Below are 22086 nucleotides of genomic sequence, written 5' to 3'. Positions count from 1 at the left end.
CTTTTAATTTTTCTGCACTTTTTAACGATTACCTCTACTTATACACCGCAAGCCTGATATTGCATCGTGCAACCGACCAATAGATTACAATTTCATAAAGCAAATAAGGGCTTCCGACGTCAGAGATTGACCTCGAAAGCCCTTGTTTTATGCCATTTTTCGGTATTTCTGTGCTGGAGAAGGGCTTTTTCTTTGTATCCAATACGGCAGGAACATAGATAGTGCATATAGCACTGGTGGCTTTTCGGTACATAATTCTTTACCTTGAGTGCATGGAGTTTTGTCTGGAGATAAGTCAAGGTTGAGCAATTCACATAAAAGATGAATTAAGGTCAAAACAATCGATATTTTTTTGAGCACCGTGTGTTGACATTATATAATAGTCGCCTTGCGATATTGACTTGTTCCCATTGACAAGAGAGATTTATGCAGTAAAATAGATAATAGATTTATTTCGGTTTAGATATGTTTCCAAGAACGTCCTGAAAATGATTGCCGAAACCGTAAATCCACGACATCAATCAGAGCCTCTCGTGCCATGTGGAGACGGTAGTTTTGATGTCAAAAACCGAAAAATAAAGCCTGATTTACAACGTTTTCCGGCACATTACAGAACCGACAGCAATCCCCCTCACCTGACTATTTCTGTTGAGGGGAATATATCAAAGGAAAGCTTATGTTATCTAAATCCCTGTCACGACCCACCAATGAGTGGATTAGATGTTTTGCCTTAACAGCAGTTTAGTCCACTCGACGGTCAGAGTGGTGTCTGGGCAATGTGATAGATGTTGAGAAAGTAGGGAATACCTTTGGGGCGTGCAAAGAAAAAAAGAGTAGCAAGAATGATAAAGCATATGTTTACCAAAAACTCTATTAGAGCAAAGATGGGAAAACCTATATTTTTCACTTTGACTCACTATGCAAAGAACATCCTTCAAAAATGCAAGATTAAAGAATGTAGTATTCTTTAGAGGAGGGATGTCTATGATTAGTAATATCTTAACGGTTTTATCTTTTATTATATTATTGTTGAGCTCTTTAGTTAATTGTAACTTCCTATCCCGATTACTCGGGGTTTCGAGCAGTTGAATAAGATTAACCCCCCTCTTAACCATCACGGTTGAGAGGGGGTTCGTGCGTTTATGAGACTTTATCTTTCAATTTTAACATTGAGTCCCGACTTAAGTTCCACTATGAAATGGTCATCGTAGACAGTGAATTGCTTGCCCCAGGTGTCCATAGCGGTTTACTGTTTCAGTTCCCTAAGCCGTGAAATTTCATCGGCAACCAAATAGAAGTTTTTCTTATTGTTCGCCTTATGAATCAGCTCTATAAGAATTTTATTATCCACCGCCAGTTGAAACGGCGGTTTTGTCATGCCTATTCTGCGGACAATGAAGCACCCCACCTGTTAGATAGTAACTGTCTAACAAATGGGGTGTTGTTCAAAAGAGATGATAACGGTGCTTTTATTTGCAATGTAATCCAAACCACACTCACTTATGCAATATCAACGGAGCATGAAGCGGTTTCTTAATCAATTTTTCATAATCAGTATGCAAGCACAGACTATTTCATTTATTTGGATATTTTAATGCTGGCTATTATAGCCTGAACATCTGCGTCTTCAAGGCTTATCTTATCCCCGTTTTCAAGGCATATCGTAACCTGTATCTGATCTGATTCTTCTTCTCCTGTCCAAAGGACTGCGATAGGTGTACCTATACTCTTTCCTGTGAATCCTTTCCAGGTATAGTCACCGATAGTAACAGGCTCAATGTCGGCGGTTTCTTCATACAGCTCTTTCATAGGCTCCATCATAGGATTATCAGATCCAAAATAGCTTATCATAACATAAGGTGTTGTGAAAAGATCCCAATCACTTTCCGCACCTTTAGCAATTTGAATCACATTAGGATCATAGCCTTCTTCATACTCATCAAAGTAATCCGTGCCGTGAAAACCCATCCAGCCTTCAGGAACAAGCGCACTGATATTTCCGCCGTCAAAGGTTTCACCTTTAATTTCCGCAGGTTCCTTTACAGCAGGGTCACCGGAACAACCGGCAAAAAACGCTGTTAATATTGCAGCTACAAGTATAAATACAATATTTTTCTTCATAGTAATTCCTCCTATTTCGTTACTATTTGTTTTGCTCAATTCTTACTTTCCAATAGGTAAAATCCCGTGTTTTGTCAAAGGATCATATTTTTTCAAAAGAACCATTTCATAGTCATACAGCAGACAATACCGCCGTTACCGTTTTATCTTACTGTTATTATCTAACATTTTTTCGCTTTTTTATCACAAGTAAAATAACTACTACGGCAATGCATCCTATTACCGGAACAGCAATAACGGCTGCGAGCCACCACGGGAAATCTGTTTTCTCATCATTGCCGAGATGAGTCGGCTTCATAATGCTTTCGCTGTTATTATCCTGTTCAGCGGTATTATTTGTTGTATCGCTTTCCTGGGTAATGCCGTTATATTTTATGTTCTTTACCTTTATTGCTTTACAGTTAAGGCAGGTATAAACCTTTTCGCCGTCAGCTTGTGCAGTAGGTTTTTTGGTTATTTTCCCTGAGTCCCAATTATGTCCTGCAGAAGGGACTTCCGCACGTTCCGTAACACCGCAGTCACATTCCCGTACCGTTATGCCACTCTCTGTGCAGGTTGGTTCGGTTATTACCTCCCACTCTCCGAAATTATGGGTATGGGCAGTTGTACTCTCCTGAAACTCCGGGCTGTATTTTACCGGTTCAGTCCTGGTTGCTTTACAGTTAAGGCAGGTGTAGACTTTTTCCCCATCCGATTGTACAGTAGGTTTTTGGATTATTTTTCCTGAATCCCAATTATGTCCTGTAGCAGAAACTTCCGCACGTTCCGTAACACCGCAGTCACACTCCCGTGCCTTTATTCCAATCTCTGTGCAGGTTGGCTCCGTTATTACCATCCAATCACCGAAGCTGTGGGTATGGACAGTGACCCTTTCGTAATATTCTACACGGATAAGGCGGCTGTATACCGGTTCGCTTTCGGCTCCTCCTGATACATTCCACGCAGCATAACAGTACCATTTAACGCCGATTTCCTCCGGCACCTGATAGCTGTCACCTTCCGCACCAAAAACAGCACGGAGCATTGCCATATTTTCCGTATCGGCAACGTACCACTGATACCTCAGTGTACCTCCGTCAGGCACAGTTGCGTTGGCATACAGAACAATACTTCCACCGCCAATTTCCATGTAGCAATCCGGCATTTCTGTCTCTATCACCGGCTTTTCCACGCCTGCTGCACAGACTGCGACGACAGAAAAACAAGCAAGAGTCACTACAAGAATAAAAACGGAAATGATTTTTTTCATACCTATTCTCCTCTCAATTGTTTCGTTGTCTGTTATCTTTTTACAGCCGAATAAGAGACAAGCTTCCTTTAAATAACGCTGTTTACTCTGTATATACACATAAACAGATTCAGGCTCTTTCCAGAAGAATTGTTCCGTAACCGTAAACAAGGTATCCATCCGTTGTCACTGAAATCTCCGCAAACGGATCTATTTTTTCTCCGAAAACTTCTCCCTCTGTCTTTGTATCGTAATAGAACTTTCCATTTTCTTCTTTCCACTTTGTGCTGTCAACAACGGCATAACCGTCATCACGGATAACAGCTCCCTGAGCTTTTGCTTGTTCTCTCATTTCCTCCGGAACAAATAGGAGTGTGTTCAGCACGCCGTCCTCGGCAAATTCAGTAGTACACTGCATCATTCGAGCAATATCATCAAATTCTTCCTTATCAGGTATATTGTCCGGCGTAAAAACCTTCTCACCTTCCGGTGTCGGCATACGAAGTTCTTTTATTTTCCAAATTCCACGGATATCCATATTGTTTTCTCCTCATTAAAATTAGGTTTATTTTGGAAAAGGCTTGCCGTAACAAGCCTTTTTCCGGGGTATGGATGATTATACAATGTACTTATTTCTTGTTGAACACAGCGCCGATTATGTAAAGAATCGGAAGAACAAGACCTAACACCAAAGAAAGTATGCTGAAGGAACCTCCGCCTGCTGAGTTCAGTATTGTTCCTGCAATACAAAGCACTGCTACAATAATGCCCCACGCCATACATACTCCGGCTTTTTCCGGTTTCTTACAGTTTACTACGCCGATAATTCCGGCAACCAGCTGTGCAACTGCACTGACAACCATCAATGCAACGGATGCATAAAGCATTGCTGAAGAAGCTTCTCCGTCACTGATATAAACAAGGGCGGCAACTCCAAGTACTGCAATAATACTAAGAATGATAGAAATTCCTCCGCCTATGATCATCAAAATACCTGTCACTTTCAAAAAACCTGATCCTTTTGTTTTTTCCATTATTAAATCCTCCTAAATAATTTTTATCTAAAGCGGACAAGTTACCGCTTTAATCCATTTTAACTTAAGCCCATGGGTCGGCAGCTTTCGGTGTTCTCACTCCTGTCAGCAGATACTGCTCCCATAAAAACCACTTACCGTCAGACCCACGCTGGCGCATTTTGATAGGGCGAGGTGAGTCTGCTCCTCCGCAGGGTATAAACAGCTTCATATATCCCTGTTCCTCACCGGATACGTGATTACTTTCTATAACGATAGTATACGGTATTGACGGAGTGTAGTTGTTGTCGGGCTTTGAGCCTGCAAAATAGGTAAAGGGCAGATAGGTTTTGCCGTCACGAAAGCGGTCGTTGAGAAAAGAAATATCCTGTCCGTTCAGAGGACGTGGGCCTCTAAGCCAGTTCAGCATTTCCGCACCTATGTTTTTGTCCGCAGCGTAGGCACAGAGAGCAAGGACAGTGAGTGCCGCCGTTTTAAAAGGTGTATCGAGGCTTGCCTCCGGAAGCGCCTGCATTTCTGCAAGACTCTCCGGCAGGGAAGAAAACGTAAACGTTTCCCTCTTGTTTCCGATGGACTGAGCAGCGGTGTTTACCGTATGCATGGCTGTGTTTTTAAGTTTGTCAAATATACCCATAGTTTCAACCTCCTCTGATATAAATTTTATAGCTGTATAATTTTCGTACCCTTAGAATTTACCTCCTCCGCCGCCGTGTGTCGAGCCTGAGGAAGATGTATGGGTACTGCTTCCTCCGGAGCTGTTATTTTTCGGTCTTTCAGTTCGGGTGACGGTGTTGTACAGGAACAGGTCACGGCTTTCCGTAATATTCAGACTTCCGTTCTTTATATAATTTCTTGCTGCCGCTTGAAAGCGCACCGTTTTGAGCTTTGCTTTCATTGTTCCGATTATGAGAAAGGACAGACATATGCCGATTGCCAGGGAAATGGGAATCCAAATCAGCGGAAGAGGCTCACGTGGCAGATTACCGATATCATAGGGTGCACCGGTTCTTGCCTGGGTTATAAAATCATCGCAAAGCTGTGCATAGGTGTTAAAGGCTTCTGCAAAATTACCGCCTGATAAATCCTCTTTCATTTGTTCTCCGATATATTCGATTCCTGCGTCGGTAAACGCCGTAATTCCATAACCGCAGGTGGATATGTACCAGTCATTGTCCTCCGTGCTTATTAAAAGGAGCAGTCCGTCTCTGTTTGCACCGTATCCGAAATTTGCGTAATCGTATATATCGTCGGCAAAGTCACGGGGTGTAGACCCCTCCAGCGTATCTGTGGTCAGTACAATGATATCCATTTTCTGACGCTCGCTTATTTCATCAAGCTTGTCGATAAGCGCTTCTTCCTCGCTGTCGGAAAGAAGCTCTGCCAAATCCTGAACACGCTCGTATTCATCCGCAAACCCCTCGTCTTCGGCAAAAGCAGAAACCGTACCGCAAAGGCAGAGAACAAAGGAAATCATAATAACAAGTATTTTCTTTTTCATTTCCTTTCCCTCCTTACAGCAGTCCGATTAAGTATAACAGCCATGCGCCGCCGTAGACTGCCGCCGAAAAAATTGACGCCAACATAATCGTCCATCTGGTTACAGCGCCCTTATCAACAGGCAAATCTCCAACGAACTTTCCGGTCTGTCCGTTCATAGCAAAGGTGTATTTATTGCCTTTCCATGTGGTATTGAGAAGCCAAACAGGATAAAGAGCATAGCGTGCTTTTCCGCCGTGAAGCTGCACACTGGTGTTTTCCGGTATAACACTTGTATATCCCTTAACCGTTTTGGCAAAAGCCTCCTCCGCTGAACGCTTGATACGCTGATTAGCACGGTCAATGCTTTCCTCAGCTGTCACATCATATTTGTCCGCCAGATATCCGGCAAGATAAGCCGTCTGAAAATCCACTGCCTCAGAAAATTTAAAAGGCTCGATGGATTCCATCAAATCGTCTGCCATTTTGGATGAGCCGTCAACGGGAACATGCTCAAAGCCGACGCTGCCGGCTCTGTGAACCATAAAGTAGCTTGTTTCGGTGTAGTTATAGTCGCTGTCGCTCCATTTACGGACTTTGGTGGCACGGTAGCGTATTCGTGCGTCAACATCAGTATCAAACAGCCAGAAAGGCACATATATTCCCTTGATTTCATCAATGTGGTTTTGACTCTTGAAAATCTTCGGCAGGAAACGCTTGCCTGCCAGGTGATTCATAAGCCCTGCCTTTGCCGCCTTTTTGTCAAGCTTAAACGGTATCACAAGATCGGGCTTTAAATCCCCTGAAAACTGACCCATCATCACCACGGGGTTGCCGCAGAAAGGACAGGATGTGGCTGCCATGTTGGCGTCGCCTACAATTTCACCGCCGCAGGATTTGCACACATAGGAGCGCAGACCGTCAGTCTCTCCCTCCTGCCAGCTTCCGCCGGCTGATGTTTCCCATTCCATTCTGTCCGATTGTTCTCCCTGCAGCGCATCGTCATATCCTTTCAGCGAGTCCATTTCGAACTCGGTGTCACAGTACGGACACTTCATCTTCTTAAGCGTACTGTCAAAGGCTATGGCGCCGCCGCAGCAGGGACATTTGTATTCCTGCAAGGTTTTCATGAAAAACACCTCATCCTTTCTGATAATAAACTGATATTTTTACAATGCGAAATATCTTCGTCAAAACTCAAGCGTACTGAAATATAAAAGCTTTTCATTTAATGAGGCTGCCGCACTCCGGACAAAACTTCGGAGGTTTACTCTGGTATTCCACAGTTCTTCCGCAGGAGGCACAGCCGATTGTATTTGAAACAGGCTTTTGTTCTCCGCAGTTTTCGCAGAATTTTCCGCTGTTCTGTGTTCCGCAGGACGAGCATATCCATAGGCTTGTTTCGGCAGCAGCGGGTGCTGCGATTTCAGGATTATCCGGACATACCGCCCGAACACAGGTATCGTCCGTAATTATAATATTTTTCCCTTCAATTCGCTGCATCAGCAAATCCGTTATATACTCCATATCGTCTTTATATATCCTGTAAAGCTTAGAACCGGGGCTGTCGGGGCGGTGTCCTTCGCTCATCTCAAATTCTATCTCGTCGAACCAAGGTGAATCCACCATAATTGTCATATTGAATTCGTAATCATATTCGTAGCGGGGAGGAGTATAGCTCCTCTCATTCCCCTCGGAATCCTCATAAAAAATTTCTTCCTTATTTTCTCTGACGTCGGTAATAACATTGGTTACCTGAGAAAGTGATATGATATCCGGATTGCCGCTGCGCCAATCTGAAAGCCCGGTAACAATAAACTGCTTGTTGTCAAAATCAAAACAAATCTTTTTTCCGGCTCCGAAAGTATAGTCACTCTTAAAATTCTGAAGCTTTGTCTTATTTTCCTCACGGTAGGCAAGCTGGCGCTTTATATCCTCCACCGTAGAACGGCGGCGGCCGCTAAAAAACGGAGAAAGCTTTTTGGCACAGTCCTTGCACAAATTTCCGTTTTCCAGCTTACGGTTGCCTAAAAAACCTATCTTTTCTCCGCAGACATCACAGTATTTTTTATCAAACAGTCCCATGCTATGACCCTCCTTCTTTTTGCCGTATATTTATTCAATTGCGGATATCAGCAATTGAATCGTTATTGCCTGTCATTATCGTTAAAAATGTCACCGCATTCCGGGCAGAACTTCGGTGGATTCTTTGGGTCTTCCGGCTCCCAGCCGCACTTGTCACATCGGTAAACCGGTGTACCTACCGGTCTCTTTGTACCGCAGTTGCGGCAGAAATTTCCTTTATTTACAGTACCGCATACGCAGGTCCAGCCCTCTGTGTCCGCAGGCTTTGGAGAACCGCACTCCGGGCAGAATTTACCGGTAGCCGTGTTGCCGCACTTGCATTTCCATGAGCCTGCCGCAGGCTGAGGCTCAGGCTTTTTAGAGCCGCAGTTGGGGCAAAATCTTCCGCCTGCCAATGTACCGCAGGAGCATTTCCAGGTTTCCGTTCCACTCTCCTGTGGAATCTGCTGAGAAGCTTTGGCCTGTTCCTGCTGTTGTCCCATGGCGTACAGGTTCTGCGCATTCATTCCGCCGCCTGAGTTCATCGCCATGCCCATACCCATAAAGCCTGTCATAGCTCCGGCAGTGTTGCCTGCCGCTGTTTTCATTGCGTCTGCCTGAGCGCCAACAAGAGTAGCCGCCGCCATTGTAGGGTCACGCATAATCGCTGTACGCTGAGCCTGCTTAATCATCTCGGCGTCTTCCTCCGGCAGGGTGACAGAACCAAGGGCAATGCTTACAACCTTAAGACCACGAAGTGCACCCCATTTTTCGGACAGCGCCGTGTTCATAGCATTTTCAAGGTCGGTATTGTGGGTGACTATCTGATTTGGACGAAGCTCCAGGTCTGACAATCTGCCAAATGCCGGCTGCAAAGCGCTGATAAACTCCGCTTTAAGCTGGCCGTCCAGCTCATCACGGGAATATTCCCTCTCCACATTTCCGCATACATTGGTGTAAAACAACAGCGGGTCTGCAATTTTATAGGAATATACGCCGGAACAGCGCAAAGACACATCCAAATCCAGTCCGATTTTTGAGTCAACCACACGGAAAGGTATGGGATTAGGAGTACCGAATTTGTTGTCGATAAGCTCCTTTGTGTTGAAATAGTAAATACGCTGGTCCTTGCCCGTGTCTCCGCCGTAGGCAAAGCGTTTTCCCACGATTTTAAAGGTTTGCTTTATGCTTTCTCCAAGACTTCCGGCAAAGATTGACGGCTCGGTGGATGTATCGTATGTAAACTCACCGGGCTCTGCACATACCTCCACAACCTTGCCCTGTTCTACTATAATCATACATTGACCGTCGGCTACGGCAATGCCGGAACCGTTGGAAATAATGTTGTCGTTTCCTTTTGTGTTGGAGGAACGGCCTGTGATGCACTTTTGTCCCTTTGTGACAAGCACATCCTTCGGCATAGACTCGCAGTAGAAAAATTCCTTCCATTGGTCAGCAAGCGTACCTCCTATTGCACCAAGCCCCGCTTTAATAAGTCCCATTATATTTACTCCTTTCTAATTTTATAAAAATGATTTAACTGCATTTTGGCATGTACTTTTTAATTACAGCTTATTTTTTTCATTTCCCACAGAATACGGATTTTTATTTTCCTTTGGGACATCCTCTACCGCTCCGTATCTGTTTGCAAGGTACATAACGGCTGTCCACAGAACAACACACAAAACCCATATGGCAAATGCTATTGCCGACCACCACAGCGATATTTTCAGCCAAAAATGCAGAACCAGCAAAACAGCCGCCGGAATAATTCCCAAAATACTTATCAACATATTGAGAATCAAACAGAGGAAAAAACCGCCGCTTCGTTTTGTATTGCGCATTTATATCATCCTTTCGGTTTATCCGGCTCCCATAGTCGTCCATGTACCGTCCATTTCATCATAGACATATATAAAATTGTCACATACGCCGTAATAGTGCTCTCCGACAAATTGTTCTTCATTATCCGTTCCCAGAGTAAAAAGCAGACAGGCACGGTCATTTATCACCTGCATATCTCCGGTATACATAAGGTACATTCCCTGCTCCATGTAAGACTTTACCTCGTCGGTTTCCATTAGAATTTCCATTGCAGCGTGTATCGAATTGTCGTCGGGAAATTCCTCGTATACCGAAAAATCGTACACTCCGGAGATTTTTGCCAACCTGCCGTTTTCCATGGAGAGCTCAGGACGAAATTCAACAGAATTTACGCCGTCGTCGGCGGTGATAAGCACATTTGAATAAATCTCGCTTAGATTACACCTAAGAAGAATAATCTCTCCGGGCTTTCCCTCATAAAGAGGATTGCTTTTGTCATCTGCATATTCGCCGTATTCCGTCATAGCAGACGGGTACAGAGTTATTCTGCCTTTTTCATTAGCCGGAATTATGGCATACAGCTCCTGTCCCTCGGTCATAAAAAGCGATTCATAAAGGAGGAAGGGATATGTTTGACCGGCTTCACTGAGTTCAATATAAGCAGACAAATCGGCTTCGTTAATTTCGCTGTCTACATATCCAATAAAAGCCACACCGACTGTACATCCCCTTTGACGGATTTCCTCTTGCAGTGATTTCAAATCGTCGTTCTCAGTTTCAGTATTTTCCGGCTCAGTCACAGAATTACCGTCTATGGTTTCTTTTTCGCCGGAATCAGGCATGTTGATGCCCGGCAATACCACACATCCACTCAATAAAAAGATAACCAGTATCGCTGTACAAAACAGGAAAAGAATTCTTTTCATACGGTTTTCCTCCTTGTGTTTATTTTAATATTCATATCGGAATGCACGGTATACAAATCTTTTCGGGTACAGGGTGCGTCGGCTGTTACTGCTTTCGCACCCTTAAATGCATAACCCAAATAGAAAGAAGTATGACTATTTTATGTTTAAATTTCTCTTTGTGCTGACAATGAACAACCACCGAACAGCTTAACCGCCTGACACTTTCAGATACAAAGAATTTCCGCAATGGGGACAGTATCTCGAATCATCGGCGAGCACCGTGCCGCATTTGTCGCAGCAGAGATGTCTTTCACGGTAACGGTCGTACAATGTTTTTGTAAGCAGTCTCATACCGCAATCCGGACATACTCTGTGCTCGTTGTCTACCACAGTCCCGCAGTGAGGACACACTTTCATGCTCTTCATTACTTTCGGGCCGAATCCACATTCCTCCAGCCAGTTTAATTCCTCTTTCTCTGCCACGAGTGTCAACCTCCTTCATAATGTAATTTCTTTTTGCACACGGGGCAAAACCTTTCACCTGCATCAACATTGATTTTTGCGCCGCAGGACTTGCAGTACCTTGTTTCATACTCAAAGGGAGCGCAGTCGGTGCACTCAAAAACCACCGGATTATACACCGCATCGATAATCCATTTGCCGCATTTTCGGCATTTGTTAAAATGCTGTCTACCTTCCTTTTCCCACGCCAGGATCAATTCCTCTTTAGGTGTATCCGCATGATAAGGCTTTGTTATGCATACCAGTGCGCCTGAAACATCACAGTAAAAACGATAGCGGTTTCCGCCAGCCTCTGAAGTGATTTCATATGTAGCCGTTTTTCTTTCTTCCATCTCATTTTATCCCTCCTTTTTAAGTAAAAATATGAGCTACAGTTCACTAAAAAGAAATCACGTTTTACCGTTGATTGAGCCAATATTATATGATATAATATATAATAATATAAATAAATCACATGATAGTCAGGGCGGAACTCTACACTTCGTTGGCACGCAGACAGAGTTCTTTCTGAGAAAAAATCATCTCAGAAAAGGGTACCCCAGTTTATCTTCGTACAAAACGGCAAGACCGTATACCCTCCTTAAGTACTCTTGCAAATAAATTATACAGAAGAATTCTTATTTTTACCCCGTCAAAAACCTCAAAATTGATAGGTTAAGTTGAAAAAAATATTGGTTTTTTACTTATTTTAGGTAATTTTGATAGGAAACCAGATAGGAAGTCTGTTGTAGTATCTACAACGAGGAGGAAATCATGAAAAAAACACTATCTTTCTTTTTGGCAGGGCTGCTCCTGATTTTCAGCATTACCGGTTTTTGTTTAAACATGACAGGCTGCAGTTCAAAATCAAAACTTGATCCCGATAATCCGGTCACGCTGACCATGTGGCACGTCTACGGCGAACAGTCCGACTCCCCCATGAACCGGCTGATTGAAGAATTCAACAAAACAGTGGGAGCGGATAAAGGCATAATCATAAATGTCACAATGATGTCCAACGCTTCTCAGATCGGACAGAAGCTGCTGGACGCTCAAAACGAAGTTCCGGGTGTTCCGTCCATGCCGGATTTATTTTTCTGCCACAGCAGTAATGCAGAGGAACTTGGCGTTTCTAATTTACTGAATTGGAATGACATATTTACCGAGGAAGAATTAAACAATTATGTGCCGGACTTTTTGGAAGACGGAAAAATAGGAGATACCCTTGCGGTATTTCCTGTTTCTAAGTCCACCCATGTTTTGTATGTTACAGGTACACAATTTGATTGTTTTGCAAAGGACATGAGCGTATCCTATGACGATCTATCCACTTGGGACGGTTTCTTTGCCGTTGCAGAAAAGTACTATGAATGGTCGGGAGGCAAACCTTTCTGTGCATTGGATTATCCAATTCGCTGTGTTGAACTGAATGCGCTTTCAAAAGGCGCTGAAAACTTCTACACCGAGGAAGGTTGGTATGACTTCGATAATCCTATCCTCAAAGAGTCGTGGCTGGAATTTGCCGAGGCAATCTCCAAAGGACACATTGTTGTTTCCGACCTTTATTCCAATACCATGGTGATGACGGGCGAGGTTATTGCCGGTATCGGTTCGAGTGCGTCCATTCTTTATTACAACGATGTCATTACATATCCCGATAACACAACTGAACCGATGAATTTGCAGGTTGTACCGCTTCCGAAAACAAAAGGCTCAGATCTGCTTGTAACACTTGCCGGCGTGGGACTTTGTTCGTACAAGACTACCGAGCAGAAAGCAGAGGCTGCTGCTGAATTTGCACGCTATATCACGGAGGAAGAACGGAATCTTGAATTTGTAGCATCAACGGGATACATGCCTGTCAACAAAGGTTCCTTTGAAAAAATCAAAGATTACGATTTCGAAAGCAAAGCATATGAAAACCTTTATACAACGCTTTTAGAGGTGAACGAAACGGCAACCGCTGTCAGAGAACCTTCCTTTGCCGGATATTACGAAAGAGTCTACGCTTTGTATGACAAGCTTCGGGAGATGCAGCCACAGCTTACTGAAAGATTTGCAAACGGCGAAGACGCCGCAAAGCTGGCTGATGAAACATGGGAATTGTTTCGCTCGATAGAGTAAGGCGGTGGCGGAATGAAATTGTTGTCCGGTTTTACAGGTAAAAAGCAGTCCATGAAGCGAAAGCTCTTAGCCTATATGTTTATTCTTGCGGCGCTTGTCCTGACATTGCTGTTTTCCGGACTGCTGTTATTAGGACAATTTACAGGCGCAGAGCAAACAACTTTTGAAACTTTGGATTTCCAAGCTGATGTTTTTCACAGACAAATTGAATCACATTTTGAAGGATTGGCTGTTATGAGCATTCAATTGTCTGTCGATACTGCCGATGCTATTGAAAATTACCTTTCAGAAAATCATATTGATTTTTCAGATATCAATGATTCAGAGGAAAACATTGCCGCTGTTCAGGAAGCAACTTTCGATATACTCAGGCAAAAGCTTCTTGAAGCCAACTGTTCAGGAGCCTTTATTGTTCTGAATGCAACGGTAAATGCGGATGCGGATAATGCCGAAAACTCTCACACGGGTTTGTATTTGCAGCGCAGTTCTTTAGATTACTCGGATACCGGTATTTTGCTTTATCGGGGACTCACACAGCTCGGAAAAGAACACGGCGTTATGCCTCACAGAAAATGGCGGTTGGAGTTTAATACTGATTTATTTCCAAACTACAACGAGCTGACGGACAGTGCCCAACTTCCCCTGACCAGCGCATATCGCATCTCCGATATATTTACTCTTACGGGAACATCGGAAAGAGTTATGTTAATGACAATCCCGATTACAGGCAAAGACAAAACAGTATACGGACTGTGCGGGTTTGAGATCAGCGAGAGTTATTTCAAGCACACATTCAGTCAGCCATCCAAGCTGGATCACGCTGTATTTACGATTAACAAAGGCAGAGAAAGCATTATAAATTATGCAGACAGTTTCAGCTGCGGTATAACGGATGGATATTATTTACCGCCTGACGGAGTATACATTCCCTCTCCTTTCGGAAGTGGGCTGACTTTATTTCGGGGAGATACTTCATCTTATATCGGTGTTATAAAGCAAGTTAATCTATGCAGGAACAGCGACAGCTTTTTTCTGACGACTCTTATCCCCAAACAAGACTTTGACAGATGGGTTTTTGATGATACCCTGCGTATTTTACTGCTTGTTCTGCTTATTCTTTCAGCAACGATTGGATGCAGTTATTTCTTTACACGCAGGTACCTGTCACCTATTAAAAAGAGTCTGGAACAGCTCAAGCAAAAAGAATACGACAGACATTCAGGCATTTTGGAAATAGATGACCTGTTCGCTTTTCTTGCCGAACAGGATCGTATCAATGAAGCTGCACTTGACGAAATAAAAAGAGAAAAGGCGGATATGCTGACTTCTCTTGAAAAAATTCAGAACGCACACAATGAAACCGTTCAGCAGGTGGAGAGGCTGGCGTATTCCAGAAAGAACGAAGTCGATCCGTACGATTACGAGGATTTCAAGAACGGTCTTAAATTCCTTACAGAAAGAGAAAAAGAGATATTAAATCTTTATATTTCCGGAAAAACCGTAAAGGAAATTGTGGATTTGTTAGGACTAAAGGAATCCACGGTTCGTTTTCACAACAGAAATATTTACACAAAGCTTGGCGTACATTCCCTGAAACAGCTTTTGCGCTATTCCGCAATTATGAAGCAAGAGGAAGAAAAATCAAAGGATATTGGTTAACAGAGCTAATCAGATTAACAATAAAAGAAAAAACATTTTAAGACAGATATATCAGTTATATTAACTAATTGATATATCTGTCTTTTTTAAATTTTTTTATTTTTTAAAACCTAACCCACATTTTTTACGTCTATGAAGTAAAAAGAGGTGATGAAAGGTGGGTACAGATGATTTTTACAGACTATTTGAAGGTTTTATAGAAGAAAAACAGCTTGACCCGATAACGGCTAAATGGCTTTTGGAAAGAATTTTAAGTATATTATTTACGAATTCTGAAAATCAAAAGCCCAAAAAAGAAAAAAATAATACGTCCGGTAAGCATTAACACAGCGTGATTTCAGTTGCTGTAAATTTAACAAACACCTTTTTAATATTGCCGGCAAATTTTAATCTTATTTTAAATAATCAGGAGGAACAGAAAATGAAAAAGACAAAAATATTATTTTTAACAGCAGCAGTTATTATGATTTTAGGATTGGCAGGATGCGGAAACACTAAAATTGATTTGATGGATTATGTGACAGTTGTATTTTCAGGTGTAGACGGACAGGGAAAGGCTGTATACAATGTTGATACTGTAAAGCTTGAACAGGATTTAGCCGGAGATACGGACGGACAAATTTCAATGGACGAATTTGAAAAAATAGGATGGATATCACAGTTTGAAACAACTATATCTTATCAGCTCGACAAGGAAACCTGTCTTTCAAACGGCGATGAGGTTACTGTAAGTGTAACCTGTGACGAAGAATTTGCAAAAGAAAATAAAGTAACAGTATCCGAAAGTCAGAAAACATTCAAAGTAGATGGTTTAAAGGAACCCATTGAAGTGGATGCTTTTTCTGAAGATATTTTTAACACCAAAAACGGCGTTATTTTAGAGTATTCCGGCACTTCCCCATATGCAGCATTGAAAATACAAAACAAATGCACCGGCGAACCCTATTCATTGATAACCTACCGTGCGGACAAAGAGTTCGATATAAAAAACGGAGATCAGATTAAAATTATCGCAGAGCTTCCCAAAGAAGCAGCAGATGAGGGCTATATTTTAAAAGAAACAGAGAAAACAATTACCGTAGAAGGTTTGAACTCTTATGTGGATAATCTTTCTCAAATCAATGAAGAGGACAGAACAGAGCTTATCAGTAAACTTGAAAAAGCATTTTCAGCAGAAACAGAAAGACGTGTAAGATTTCATGACAGTCAGGGAACAGAGCTTGATATGAGCACAGACAGCACAACCTTTTCAAATTTCACCTTATCAGAAGATACTTATGAAAGCGCAAATAAAGAATTTACAATCATTCCTTTTACAGTTGACACAACAGGCTCTTATTACTGGTTGGGCCGTGAATATTTTGAAAATCAAACAGAAAAAACTTTTACAGGTGCCAGCGGATTTATTGTTGCAAAGTATTTGACAATCGATTCCAACAGTAATTTAGTAGATAATAGTGTATACTTTGAGGTCGGCGGAATTTATGAGGATAAATCGAAAATGGAAGCTGACATAAACGCTGATTATGGTGTATAATATCCTTAATCATTAAATTCAGGAGGGGAAAATATGAAATGCTTTAAATGCGGTGCCAAACTTGAGGCAGATTCAAAACTCTGTCCAAAGTGCGGAGAACCACAGGGCTTTTCATTGAATTTGATTGAAAATGCTAAAAATGGAAATCAGAACGCCATTACGGAATTATATAACCGTACATATAACAATGTTTATTTCACCGTAAAAGCATTGATAAAATCGGAAGATACTATTTTGGATATTGTTCAGGATTCCTATGTAAAGGGCTTTAAAAATCTTTCTCAATTACAGGACCCGGACAAGTTCAGAGCCTGGATAAAACGAATAGCTCATAACAGTGCAGTCGATTATCTCAGAAAAACTAAACCTGTGATGTTCTCAACAATGTCTACAGAGGATGACGCTTTTATAGAATTTGAAGATGACAGAACAGAAAATCTGCCTGAGGTAGTAATCGACCAAAAAGAAACAACAAGACTTGTAAAAGAAATTCTCGACTCTTTAAGCGATGAACAGAGACTTGTAGTCGGCATGTTCTATTATGAACAAATGAGTGTAAAGGAAATAGCTCAGACACTCTGTATCAGCGAAAACACTGTAAAATCCAGACTTTCTTACGGAAGAAAGAAAATAGAAATGCAGGTAAAAGAGCTGGAAAAGAAAGGTACAAAACTTTACAGCCTTGCACCGCTTCCATTCTTGCTGCTGCTCTTCAAAAATATGGATGCACAAGCCATGGAAATCCCAAATACTGCTGTTTTGCAGTCTATCCAGCAGGAGTGTACTGCTGTTTCAGGAGCCGGCGGAACTAATACAGAAAATGTATTAAAAGCATCAACCAAGCCCGCAGTAAAAACAGCGGGAGGAACAGCCGCTAAAGGTATCGCCGCAAAGATTATTGCCGGTATTACAACCGCTGTCATAATTGGAACCACTGTAGGAATTGTGGCGCTTAATCAGAAAGAAGAGCCACAACAGGAAACACAGCAAATCACACAGGAGACTCAGCAGATTACACAGGAAACTCAGGAAGTAACGGAAAACGAAATAAAATTATCTCCGGAAGAGGTTTACAAACCAATACTTGATGAGTACAGCCTTGCAATGGGCGCTGACCCTAATGATGAAACCGCAGAATTTCCAAATATAAACTATGTTATGATGAATTATTATTATCAATACGGCGGTTATGACGGAACATATTTCACAGGATTTTATTACGATTACTACGATATAGACGGAAACGGAACAGACGAATTATTGATAGGTTACGGCTCTAAATTTAAAGACGTTGTAGATGTGTACGGCACAAAAGACAACAAGCCACAAAAGCTTATTGATGAATATTCCTTAGGCGAGCGCTCACAGTTATATATTTACCCTGACGGAACCATGCTCCTATTTGGTTCAGGAGGAGCCGAGCTTAATATAATTGACACTTATAAAATTAAAGAGGACGGCGTATCATTGTCTGTAGAGTCAGAAACATACGAAGGAGCCTTCGACTTAGATTCTGCTCTTGCGGAAAAGTCAAACAATCAGGAAGCAGTTGAGGACTTTGACTGGAAACCTATTGATACAAAGTGGGATACAGAAAGCTCCGGAAATTCTGAAGAATATATAGGTCAGTATATCAACGGAAATGACTGGAACGCCGGAATTATAACCATTGAAGCAAATGACAGCGAATCTGTAAAAGTACGCCTGGAGACTTTCAGAAATATGTCCGACCAAGAACTTTCAATAATTTTCGAGGGTACAGGCTATGCTGTGGCGGACGGATTGGTTGTAGATGTTTCAGGAAAACAGGTCAAGCTGATTAAAAAGGATATTGGTTTTATTTTGGATGCGGCACCGTCTTTAAAGATGGAGTGGGGTTTAGATCCGTATATCTACACCGGCGAATACGTTTCTATAATGCCCATGGAAGACGACAGCTATTTTTAAACTGATTGTATACGATAATTTTTACAGGCACATAATTCAAACTCAATAGTTGTATAAAACTCAAAAGTGGTGTAAAATAAAAGCAGCACTTTTGAGGTTTTTTAGTTATATGGTGATAAAAATGAACGAATATATTAAAACAAACAAATACGACAAAAACTTTATTTCTGAAAACATGATGGGTCCTAATTCTCTTAAAATTTTAGATGAGTTAACAAATGACATTCCTTTAAAAAGAGATATGATAAAGGCTGACAGCGGAAGATATATGAACATTATATCCGTTACCGGAAATTTAAAGCAGAATTAAAATTACCTATAAAGTATAATAATTACAATTATTTATGGGAGGTTAAAGTATGCCGTTTACTATTGTCAGACAGGATATAACACATATGCAGGTTGACGCTATTGTCAACGCCGCAAATACAGAGCTTTTAATGGGCGGAGGAGTTTGCGGAGCTATTTTTAATGCTGCCGGTGCAGCTCAGCTTCAGGCGGCATGTAATAAGCTTTCCCCTATAGAAACAGGAAAAGCCGCTGTCACTCCCGGTTTTAATCTTCCTGCCAAGTTTATAATCCACGCTGCAGGGCCTGTATACAGCCGCTGGCACAAGAAGAAAAGCGAAGAGCTTCTCCGTTCGGCTTACACTGAGTCATTAAAACTCGCTTTGGAAAACAACTGTGAAAGTATCGCCTTTCCCCTTATCTCAAGCGGTATTTACGGATATCCAAAGGACGAGGCTTTAAAGGTGGCTGTATCGGCTATTAAAGATTTTCTCAATGACCACGACATGGATGTTTATCTTGCCGTATTCGACAAATCATCCTTCAATGTGAGCAAAAAGCTTTTAGGTGATGTTAAAAGCTATATCGACCAAAAATATGCTGATGCACATCATCAAGAGCGAAGAAGACTGCTGGATACAGAGAGCAAAGCTATATACAGAGAGCAAAACCCACCGACATTTTCCGCTCTTATGCCTGCTGCCGCCCCAAAAAGACTGGACGATATGCTTATGGAAATGGACGTACCTTTCAATATCACTTTGCTAAGTCTTATTGACAAAAAAGGAAAGACCGACGCTGAGGTCTACAAAAAAGCCAATATTTCCCGCAAGCTCTTTTCAAAAATTCGCACAGGAAACGGATATATGCCCAGCAAGCGCACAATTTTAGCTTTGGCTATAGCCTTGGAGCTTTCACTGAGAGAAACCGACGACCTGCTGGAGAGAGCCGGCTATGCCCTTTCCCACAGTCAGAAATTCGATGTAATTGTGGAATATTTTATTATCAACAAAATATATGATATATTTGAGATAAACCAGGTTCTGTTTACATACGACCAGCCCCTTCTGGGCGGAAACTAAATGATGTCGCTTTGAAAGCGACCAAAAGGAAGTCCCTATCCTGTATTATATAGACACAGAAAACAAAGGGGGACTTCAATATGAAAAAGAATTTGACAGAACTTGTATTTATACTTGATAAAAGCGGATCTATGCACGGACTTGAGAACGATACAATAGGCGGTTTCAACTCTATGCTGGAAAAGCAGAAAGAGATTGACGGAAGCTGTGTTATCACAACAGTGCTTTTCGACACATATTACCAGCTTCTCCACGACCGCATAGACATACGTGCAGTAAGCCCAATCACTGAAAAAGAATATACAGTGGGCGGCTGTACCGCATTGCTGGACGCTATGGGAAAAACCATTGAGAAAATCACAGCTGTACAGAAAAACACAGCCGAGGATTACCGTGCGGAAAAGGTTATGTTTGTGATTATCACAGACGGTATGGAAAACGCCAGCCGTTTTTATAACGTCTCACAGGTTAAAGAGATGGTAAATCTTCAAAAAGAGAAATACGGCTGGGAGTTTATATTCCTGGGAGCTAACATCGACGCAGTGGAAACAGCAGGAAGATTCGGTATAAGCGCAGACCGTGCGGTGGACTATGTTCCCGACAAACAGGGCACAAGGCTTAATTACGAGACAATATCAAATACCGTATCAGAGTACCGTGTATGCGGTGTTGTTTCCCAGAGCCACTTAGACAGAATAAGAAAAGACATGAGAAAGAGAGGTAAAGGCAGATGATAGGAGCAATCGTTGGAGATATTGTAGGTTCAATCTATGAGTGGGACAATATCAAAACAAAGGATTTTCCGCTTTTTCAGGATGACTGCTTTTTCACAGACGATACGGTTATGACCTGCGCTGTGGCTGAGGCAATCATGGAGGGCGGCAAGCGTGATAACTTTATCGACGCTATGAAAAAATACGGCAGAATGTATCCCGGCGCAGGCTACGGCGGAAAATTCACTTCATGGCTTATTTCCGATACACGTGAGCCTTACAACAGCTTCGGCAACGGTTCCGCAATGCGTGTTTCACCCTGCGGCTGGATAACGGACTGTGATTATTATGATAAAACCGGAAAAATTCCGGAGGAGGTTGAAGATATTGCAAAGCTTTCCTCCGAAGTGACACACAATCATCCTGAGGGCATAAAGGGAGCAATGGCAACCGCAGACGCAATTTTCCTTTGCCGTTACTACCGAAAGAAAGATGCAAATACCATTGATGACTGCAAAAAGGCTGTCAAAGAGCATATCGAGAAAAAATACGGCTACAATCTTTCTCAGACCCTCGACGAAATCCGACCGGGCTACGACTTTGACGTTACCTGTCAGGGTTCCGTTCCTCAGGCAATAATAGCTTTTCTGGAGAGCAGTGACTTTGAGGACGCCATAAGAAACGCCATATCTATAGGCGGCGACAGCGACACAGTTGCCGCTATAACCGGAAGCATAGCAGAAGCCGCATACGGTATTCCGGATTGGATTAAAGAGAAAGCTCTCTCCTATCTTGATAAACCGCTTATGGATATAGTAAACCGCTGGGAGAAAGAGAACGCAGAGTTAAGAAAACCTTATCAAAACATTTAATAAAATAATGATCCCCCGGCAAAGCCGGGGGTATTTCATAGACGGGTATAACCCTTTGTTCCCAGCCACGTGTCACGTCACGTTGGTACGATCTGACATTTGCATATTTTGTTACTTGCTACTCGTAAACGAGTTTTAGAAATTAGGCATCGTCAGTTGTTCTCCTGCCTTATCTTCTTCTAACTGATGCTTTATATATTCCTCTATTTTCTTTGCATTTTTTCCAGCTGTATCTACATAATATCCTCTACACCAAAATTCTCTATTTCTGTATTTGTACTTTAATTCCGGAAACTTTTCGTATATCATTAAACTACTTTTTCCCTTTAAGTATCCCATAAAACTTGATATTGATACTTTCGGCGGTATCTCTACCAACATATGTACATGATCTGGGCATACTTCTGCTTCTATTATTTTTATTTTTTTCCACTCACATAATTGCCTTAATATTTTTCCTACTTCTATTCTTTTTTCTTTATAGAACACTTTTCTTCTATACTTCGGCGCAAACACTATATGATATTTGCAATTCCATTTCGTATGTGATAAAATGTTCATGTCATTCATTTGAATGTCCTCCTTTTGTTGTCCTTGCAGCTGCCAGACCGCAAGCTTATTTTACAACAAAAGGAGTTTTATTTTCTACATCACCGGCTGTCGCCTTCTTTTGAACCACTCGCCTAGCGAGTGGTTTTCTATATACAA

At 42.0% G+C, this 22086-nt stretch carries 23 protein-coding genes; 9 read left to right on the top strand and 14 right to left on the bottom strand.

Going from position 1 to position 22086, the window contains the following annotated elements:
- Positions 1 to 1578: 1578 nt before the first annotated feature.
- The 13 genes from B5F08_RS09960 to B5F08_RS09900 form a co-directional block, all read right to left on the bottom strand.
- On the bottom strand, positions 1579 to 2121 hold the full coding sequence (locus tag B5F08_RS09960; protein WP_087378834.1) for a hypothetical protein: 543 nt from the start codon (positions 2119 to 2121) through the stop codon (positions 1579 to 1581).
- 157 nt (positions 2122 to 2278) lie between these two features.
- Positions 2279 to 3370, bottom strand: a complete 1092-nt coding sequence (locus B5F08_RS09955) for a hypothetical protein (RefSeq protein ID WP_087378832.1) — start codon at positions 3368 to 3370, stop codon at positions 2279 to 2281.
- Between the two features lie 109 nt (positions 3371 to 3479).
- Positions 3480 to 3887, bottom strand: coding sequence for a hypothetical protein (locus B5F08_RS09950; protein WP_087378830.1), 408 nt, complete (start codon positions 3885 to 3887; stop codon positions 3480 to 3482).
- Positions 3888 to 3978: 91 nt separating this feature from the next.
- The gene (locus B5F08_RS09945) at positions 3979 to 4383 is read right to left on the bottom strand and encodes a hypothetical protein (protein ID WP_087378828.1); all 405 of its coding nucleotides are present in this window, start codon (positions 4381 to 4383) and stop codon (positions 3979 to 3981) included.
- Positions 4384 to 4447: 64 nt separating this feature from the next.
- Positions 4448 to 5017, bottom strand: coding sequence for a DUF6935 domain-containing protein (locus B5F08_RS09940; RefSeq protein ID WP_087378827.1), 570 nt, complete (start codon positions 5015 to 5017; stop codon positions 4448 to 4450).
- 51 nt (positions 5018 to 5068) lie between these two features.
- Positions 5069 to 5881, bottom strand: a complete 813-nt coding sequence (locus B5F08_RS09935) for a TPM domain-containing protein (RefSeq protein WP_087378825.1) — start codon at positions 5879 to 5881, stop codon at positions 5069 to 5071.
- Positions 5882 to 5894: 13 nt separating this feature from the next.
- A complete protein-coding gene (locus B5F08_RS09930) occupies positions 5895 to 6989 on the bottom strand; it encodes a hypothetical protein (RefSeq protein ID WP_087378823.1) in 1095 nt (364 codons plus the stop codon).
- 94 nt (positions 6990 to 7083) lie between these two features.
- Positions 7084 to 7944 carry a DUF4428 domain-containing protein gene (locus B5F08_RS09925; RefSeq protein WP_087378821.1) on the bottom strand — a complete coding sequence of 287 codons (861 nt, stop codon included), beginning with the start codon at positions 7942 to 7944 and terminating at the stop codon, positions 7084 to 7086.
- A 62-nt stretch (positions 7945 to 8006) separates the two neighbouring features.
- Positions 8007 to 9425 carry an SPFH domain-containing protein gene (locus tag B5F08_RS09920; protein ID WP_087378819.1) on the bottom strand — a complete coding sequence of 473 codons (1419 nt, stop codon included), beginning with the start codon at positions 9423 to 9425 and terminating at the stop codon, positions 8007 to 8009.
- A gap of 63 nt (positions 9426 to 9488) precedes the next feature.
- The gene (locus tag B5F08_RS09915) at positions 9489 to 9767 is read right to left on the bottom strand and encodes a hypothetical protein (RefSeq protein WP_087378817.1); all 279 of its coding nucleotides are present in this window, start codon (positions 9765 to 9767) and stop codon (positions 9489 to 9491) included.
- Positions 9768 to 9785: 18 nt separating this feature from the next.
- Positions 9786 to 10673, bottom strand: coding sequence for a hypothetical protein (locus B5F08_RS09910; protein ID WP_087378815.1), 888 nt, complete (start codon positions 10671 to 10673; stop codon positions 9786 to 9788).
- A gap of 189 nt (positions 10674 to 10862) precedes the next feature.
- Complete coding sequence (locus B5F08_RS09905) at positions 10863 to 11138, bottom strand: zinc ribbon domain-containing protein (RefSeq protein WP_087378813.1); 276 nt, start codon at positions 11136 to 11138, stop codon at positions 10863 to 10865.
- Between the two features lie 5 nt (positions 11139 to 11143).
- Positions 11144 to 11509, bottom strand: a complete 366-nt coding sequence (locus B5F08_RS09900; RefSeq protein WP_087378811.1) for a hypothetical protein — start codon at positions 11507 to 11509, stop codon at positions 11144 to 11146.
- A 421-nt stretch (positions 11510 to 11930) separates the two neighbouring features.
- Here B5F08_RS09900 and B5F08_RS09895 point away from each other — a divergent pair, with 421 nt between their 5' ends.
- The 9 genes from B5F08_RS09895 to B5F08_RS09860 all read left to right on the top strand — a co-directional run bounded on the left by B5F08_RS09895 (position 11931) and on the right by B5F08_RS09860 (position 21378).
- The gene (locus B5F08_RS09895) at positions 11931 to 13280 is read left to right on the top strand and encodes an ABC transporter substrate-binding protein (RefSeq protein WP_087378809.1); all 1350 of its coding nucleotides are present in this window, start codon (positions 11931 to 11933) and stop codon (positions 13278 to 13280) included.
- A gap of 12 nt (positions 13281 to 13292) precedes the next feature.
- On the top strand, positions 13293 to 14939 hold the full coding sequence (locus B5F08_RS13395; RefSeq protein WP_204245186.1) for a LuxR C-terminal-related transcriptional regulator: 1647 nt from the start codon (positions 13293 to 13295) through the stop codon (positions 14937 to 14939).
- Between the two features lie 157 nt (positions 14940 to 15096).
- The gene (locus tag B5F08_RS13285; RefSeq protein ID WP_158096278.1) at positions 15097 to 15264 is read left to right on the top strand and encodes a hypothetical protein; all 168 of its coding nucleotides are present in this window, start codon (positions 15097 to 15099) and stop codon (positions 15262 to 15264) included.
- A gap of 96 nt (positions 15265 to 15360) precedes the next feature.
- Entirely contained in the window at positions 15361 to 16476 is a 1116-nt protein-coding gene (locus tag B5F08_RS09885) for a hypothetical protein (RefSeq protein ID WP_087378807.1), read from the top strand.
- A 33-nt stretch (positions 16477 to 16509) separates the two neighbouring features.
- On the top strand, positions 16510 to 18423 hold the full coding sequence (locus B5F08_RS09880) for a sigma-70 family RNA polymerase sigma factor (protein WP_087378805.1): 1914 nt from the start codon (positions 16510 to 16512) through the stop codon (positions 18421 to 18423).
- Positions 18424 to 18544: 121 nt separating this feature from the next.
- Complete coding sequence (locus B5F08_RS13390; protein WP_087378803.1) at positions 18545 to 18733, top strand: hypothetical protein; 189 nt, start codon at positions 18545 to 18547, stop codon at positions 18731 to 18733.
- A gap of 49 nt (positions 18734 to 18782) precedes the next feature.
- Positions 18783 to 19793 carry a macro domain-containing protein gene (locus B5F08_RS09870; RefSeq protein WP_087378801.1) on the top strand — a complete coding sequence of 337 codons (1011 nt, stop codon included), beginning with the start codon at positions 18783 to 18785 and terminating at the stop codon, positions 19791 to 19793.
- 80 nt (positions 19794 to 19873) lie between these two features.
- Positions 19874 to 20527 (top strand): vWA domain-containing protein, encoded by a 654-nt coding sequence (locus tag B5F08_RS09865; protein ID WP_087378799.1) that lies wholly within the window; start codon positions 19874 to 19876, stop codon positions 20525 to 20527.
- On the top strand, positions 20524 to 21378 hold the full coding sequence (locus B5F08_RS09860) for an ADP-ribosylglycohydrolase family protein (RefSeq protein WP_087378797.1): 855 nt from the start codon (positions 20524 to 20526) through the stop codon (positions 21376 to 21378). Before B5F08_RS09865 ends, B5F08_RS09860 begins: the two co-directional genes overlap by 4 nt.
- Before the next feature lie 135 nt (positions 21379 to 21513).
- On the opposite strand, the gene tnpA is transcribed toward B5F08_RS09860, so the two are convergent.
- A complete protein-coding gene (tnpA, locus tag B5F08_RS09855; RefSeq protein ID WP_087378795.1) occupies positions 21514 to 21948 on the bottom strand; it encodes an IS200/IS605 family transposase in 435 nt (144 codons plus the stop codon).
- Positions 21949 to 22086: the final 138 nt, after the last annotated feature.

Origin of the sequence: Anaeromassilibacillus sp. An172 (genome assembly GCF_002160515.1) — a bacterium.
In the GTDB taxonomy this organism is placed as follows: Bacteria; Bacillota; Clostridia; order Oscillospirales; family Acutalibacteraceae; genus Limousia; species Limousia pullorum.
This window is presented reverse-complemented; position numbering and strand designations above follow the sequence as displayed.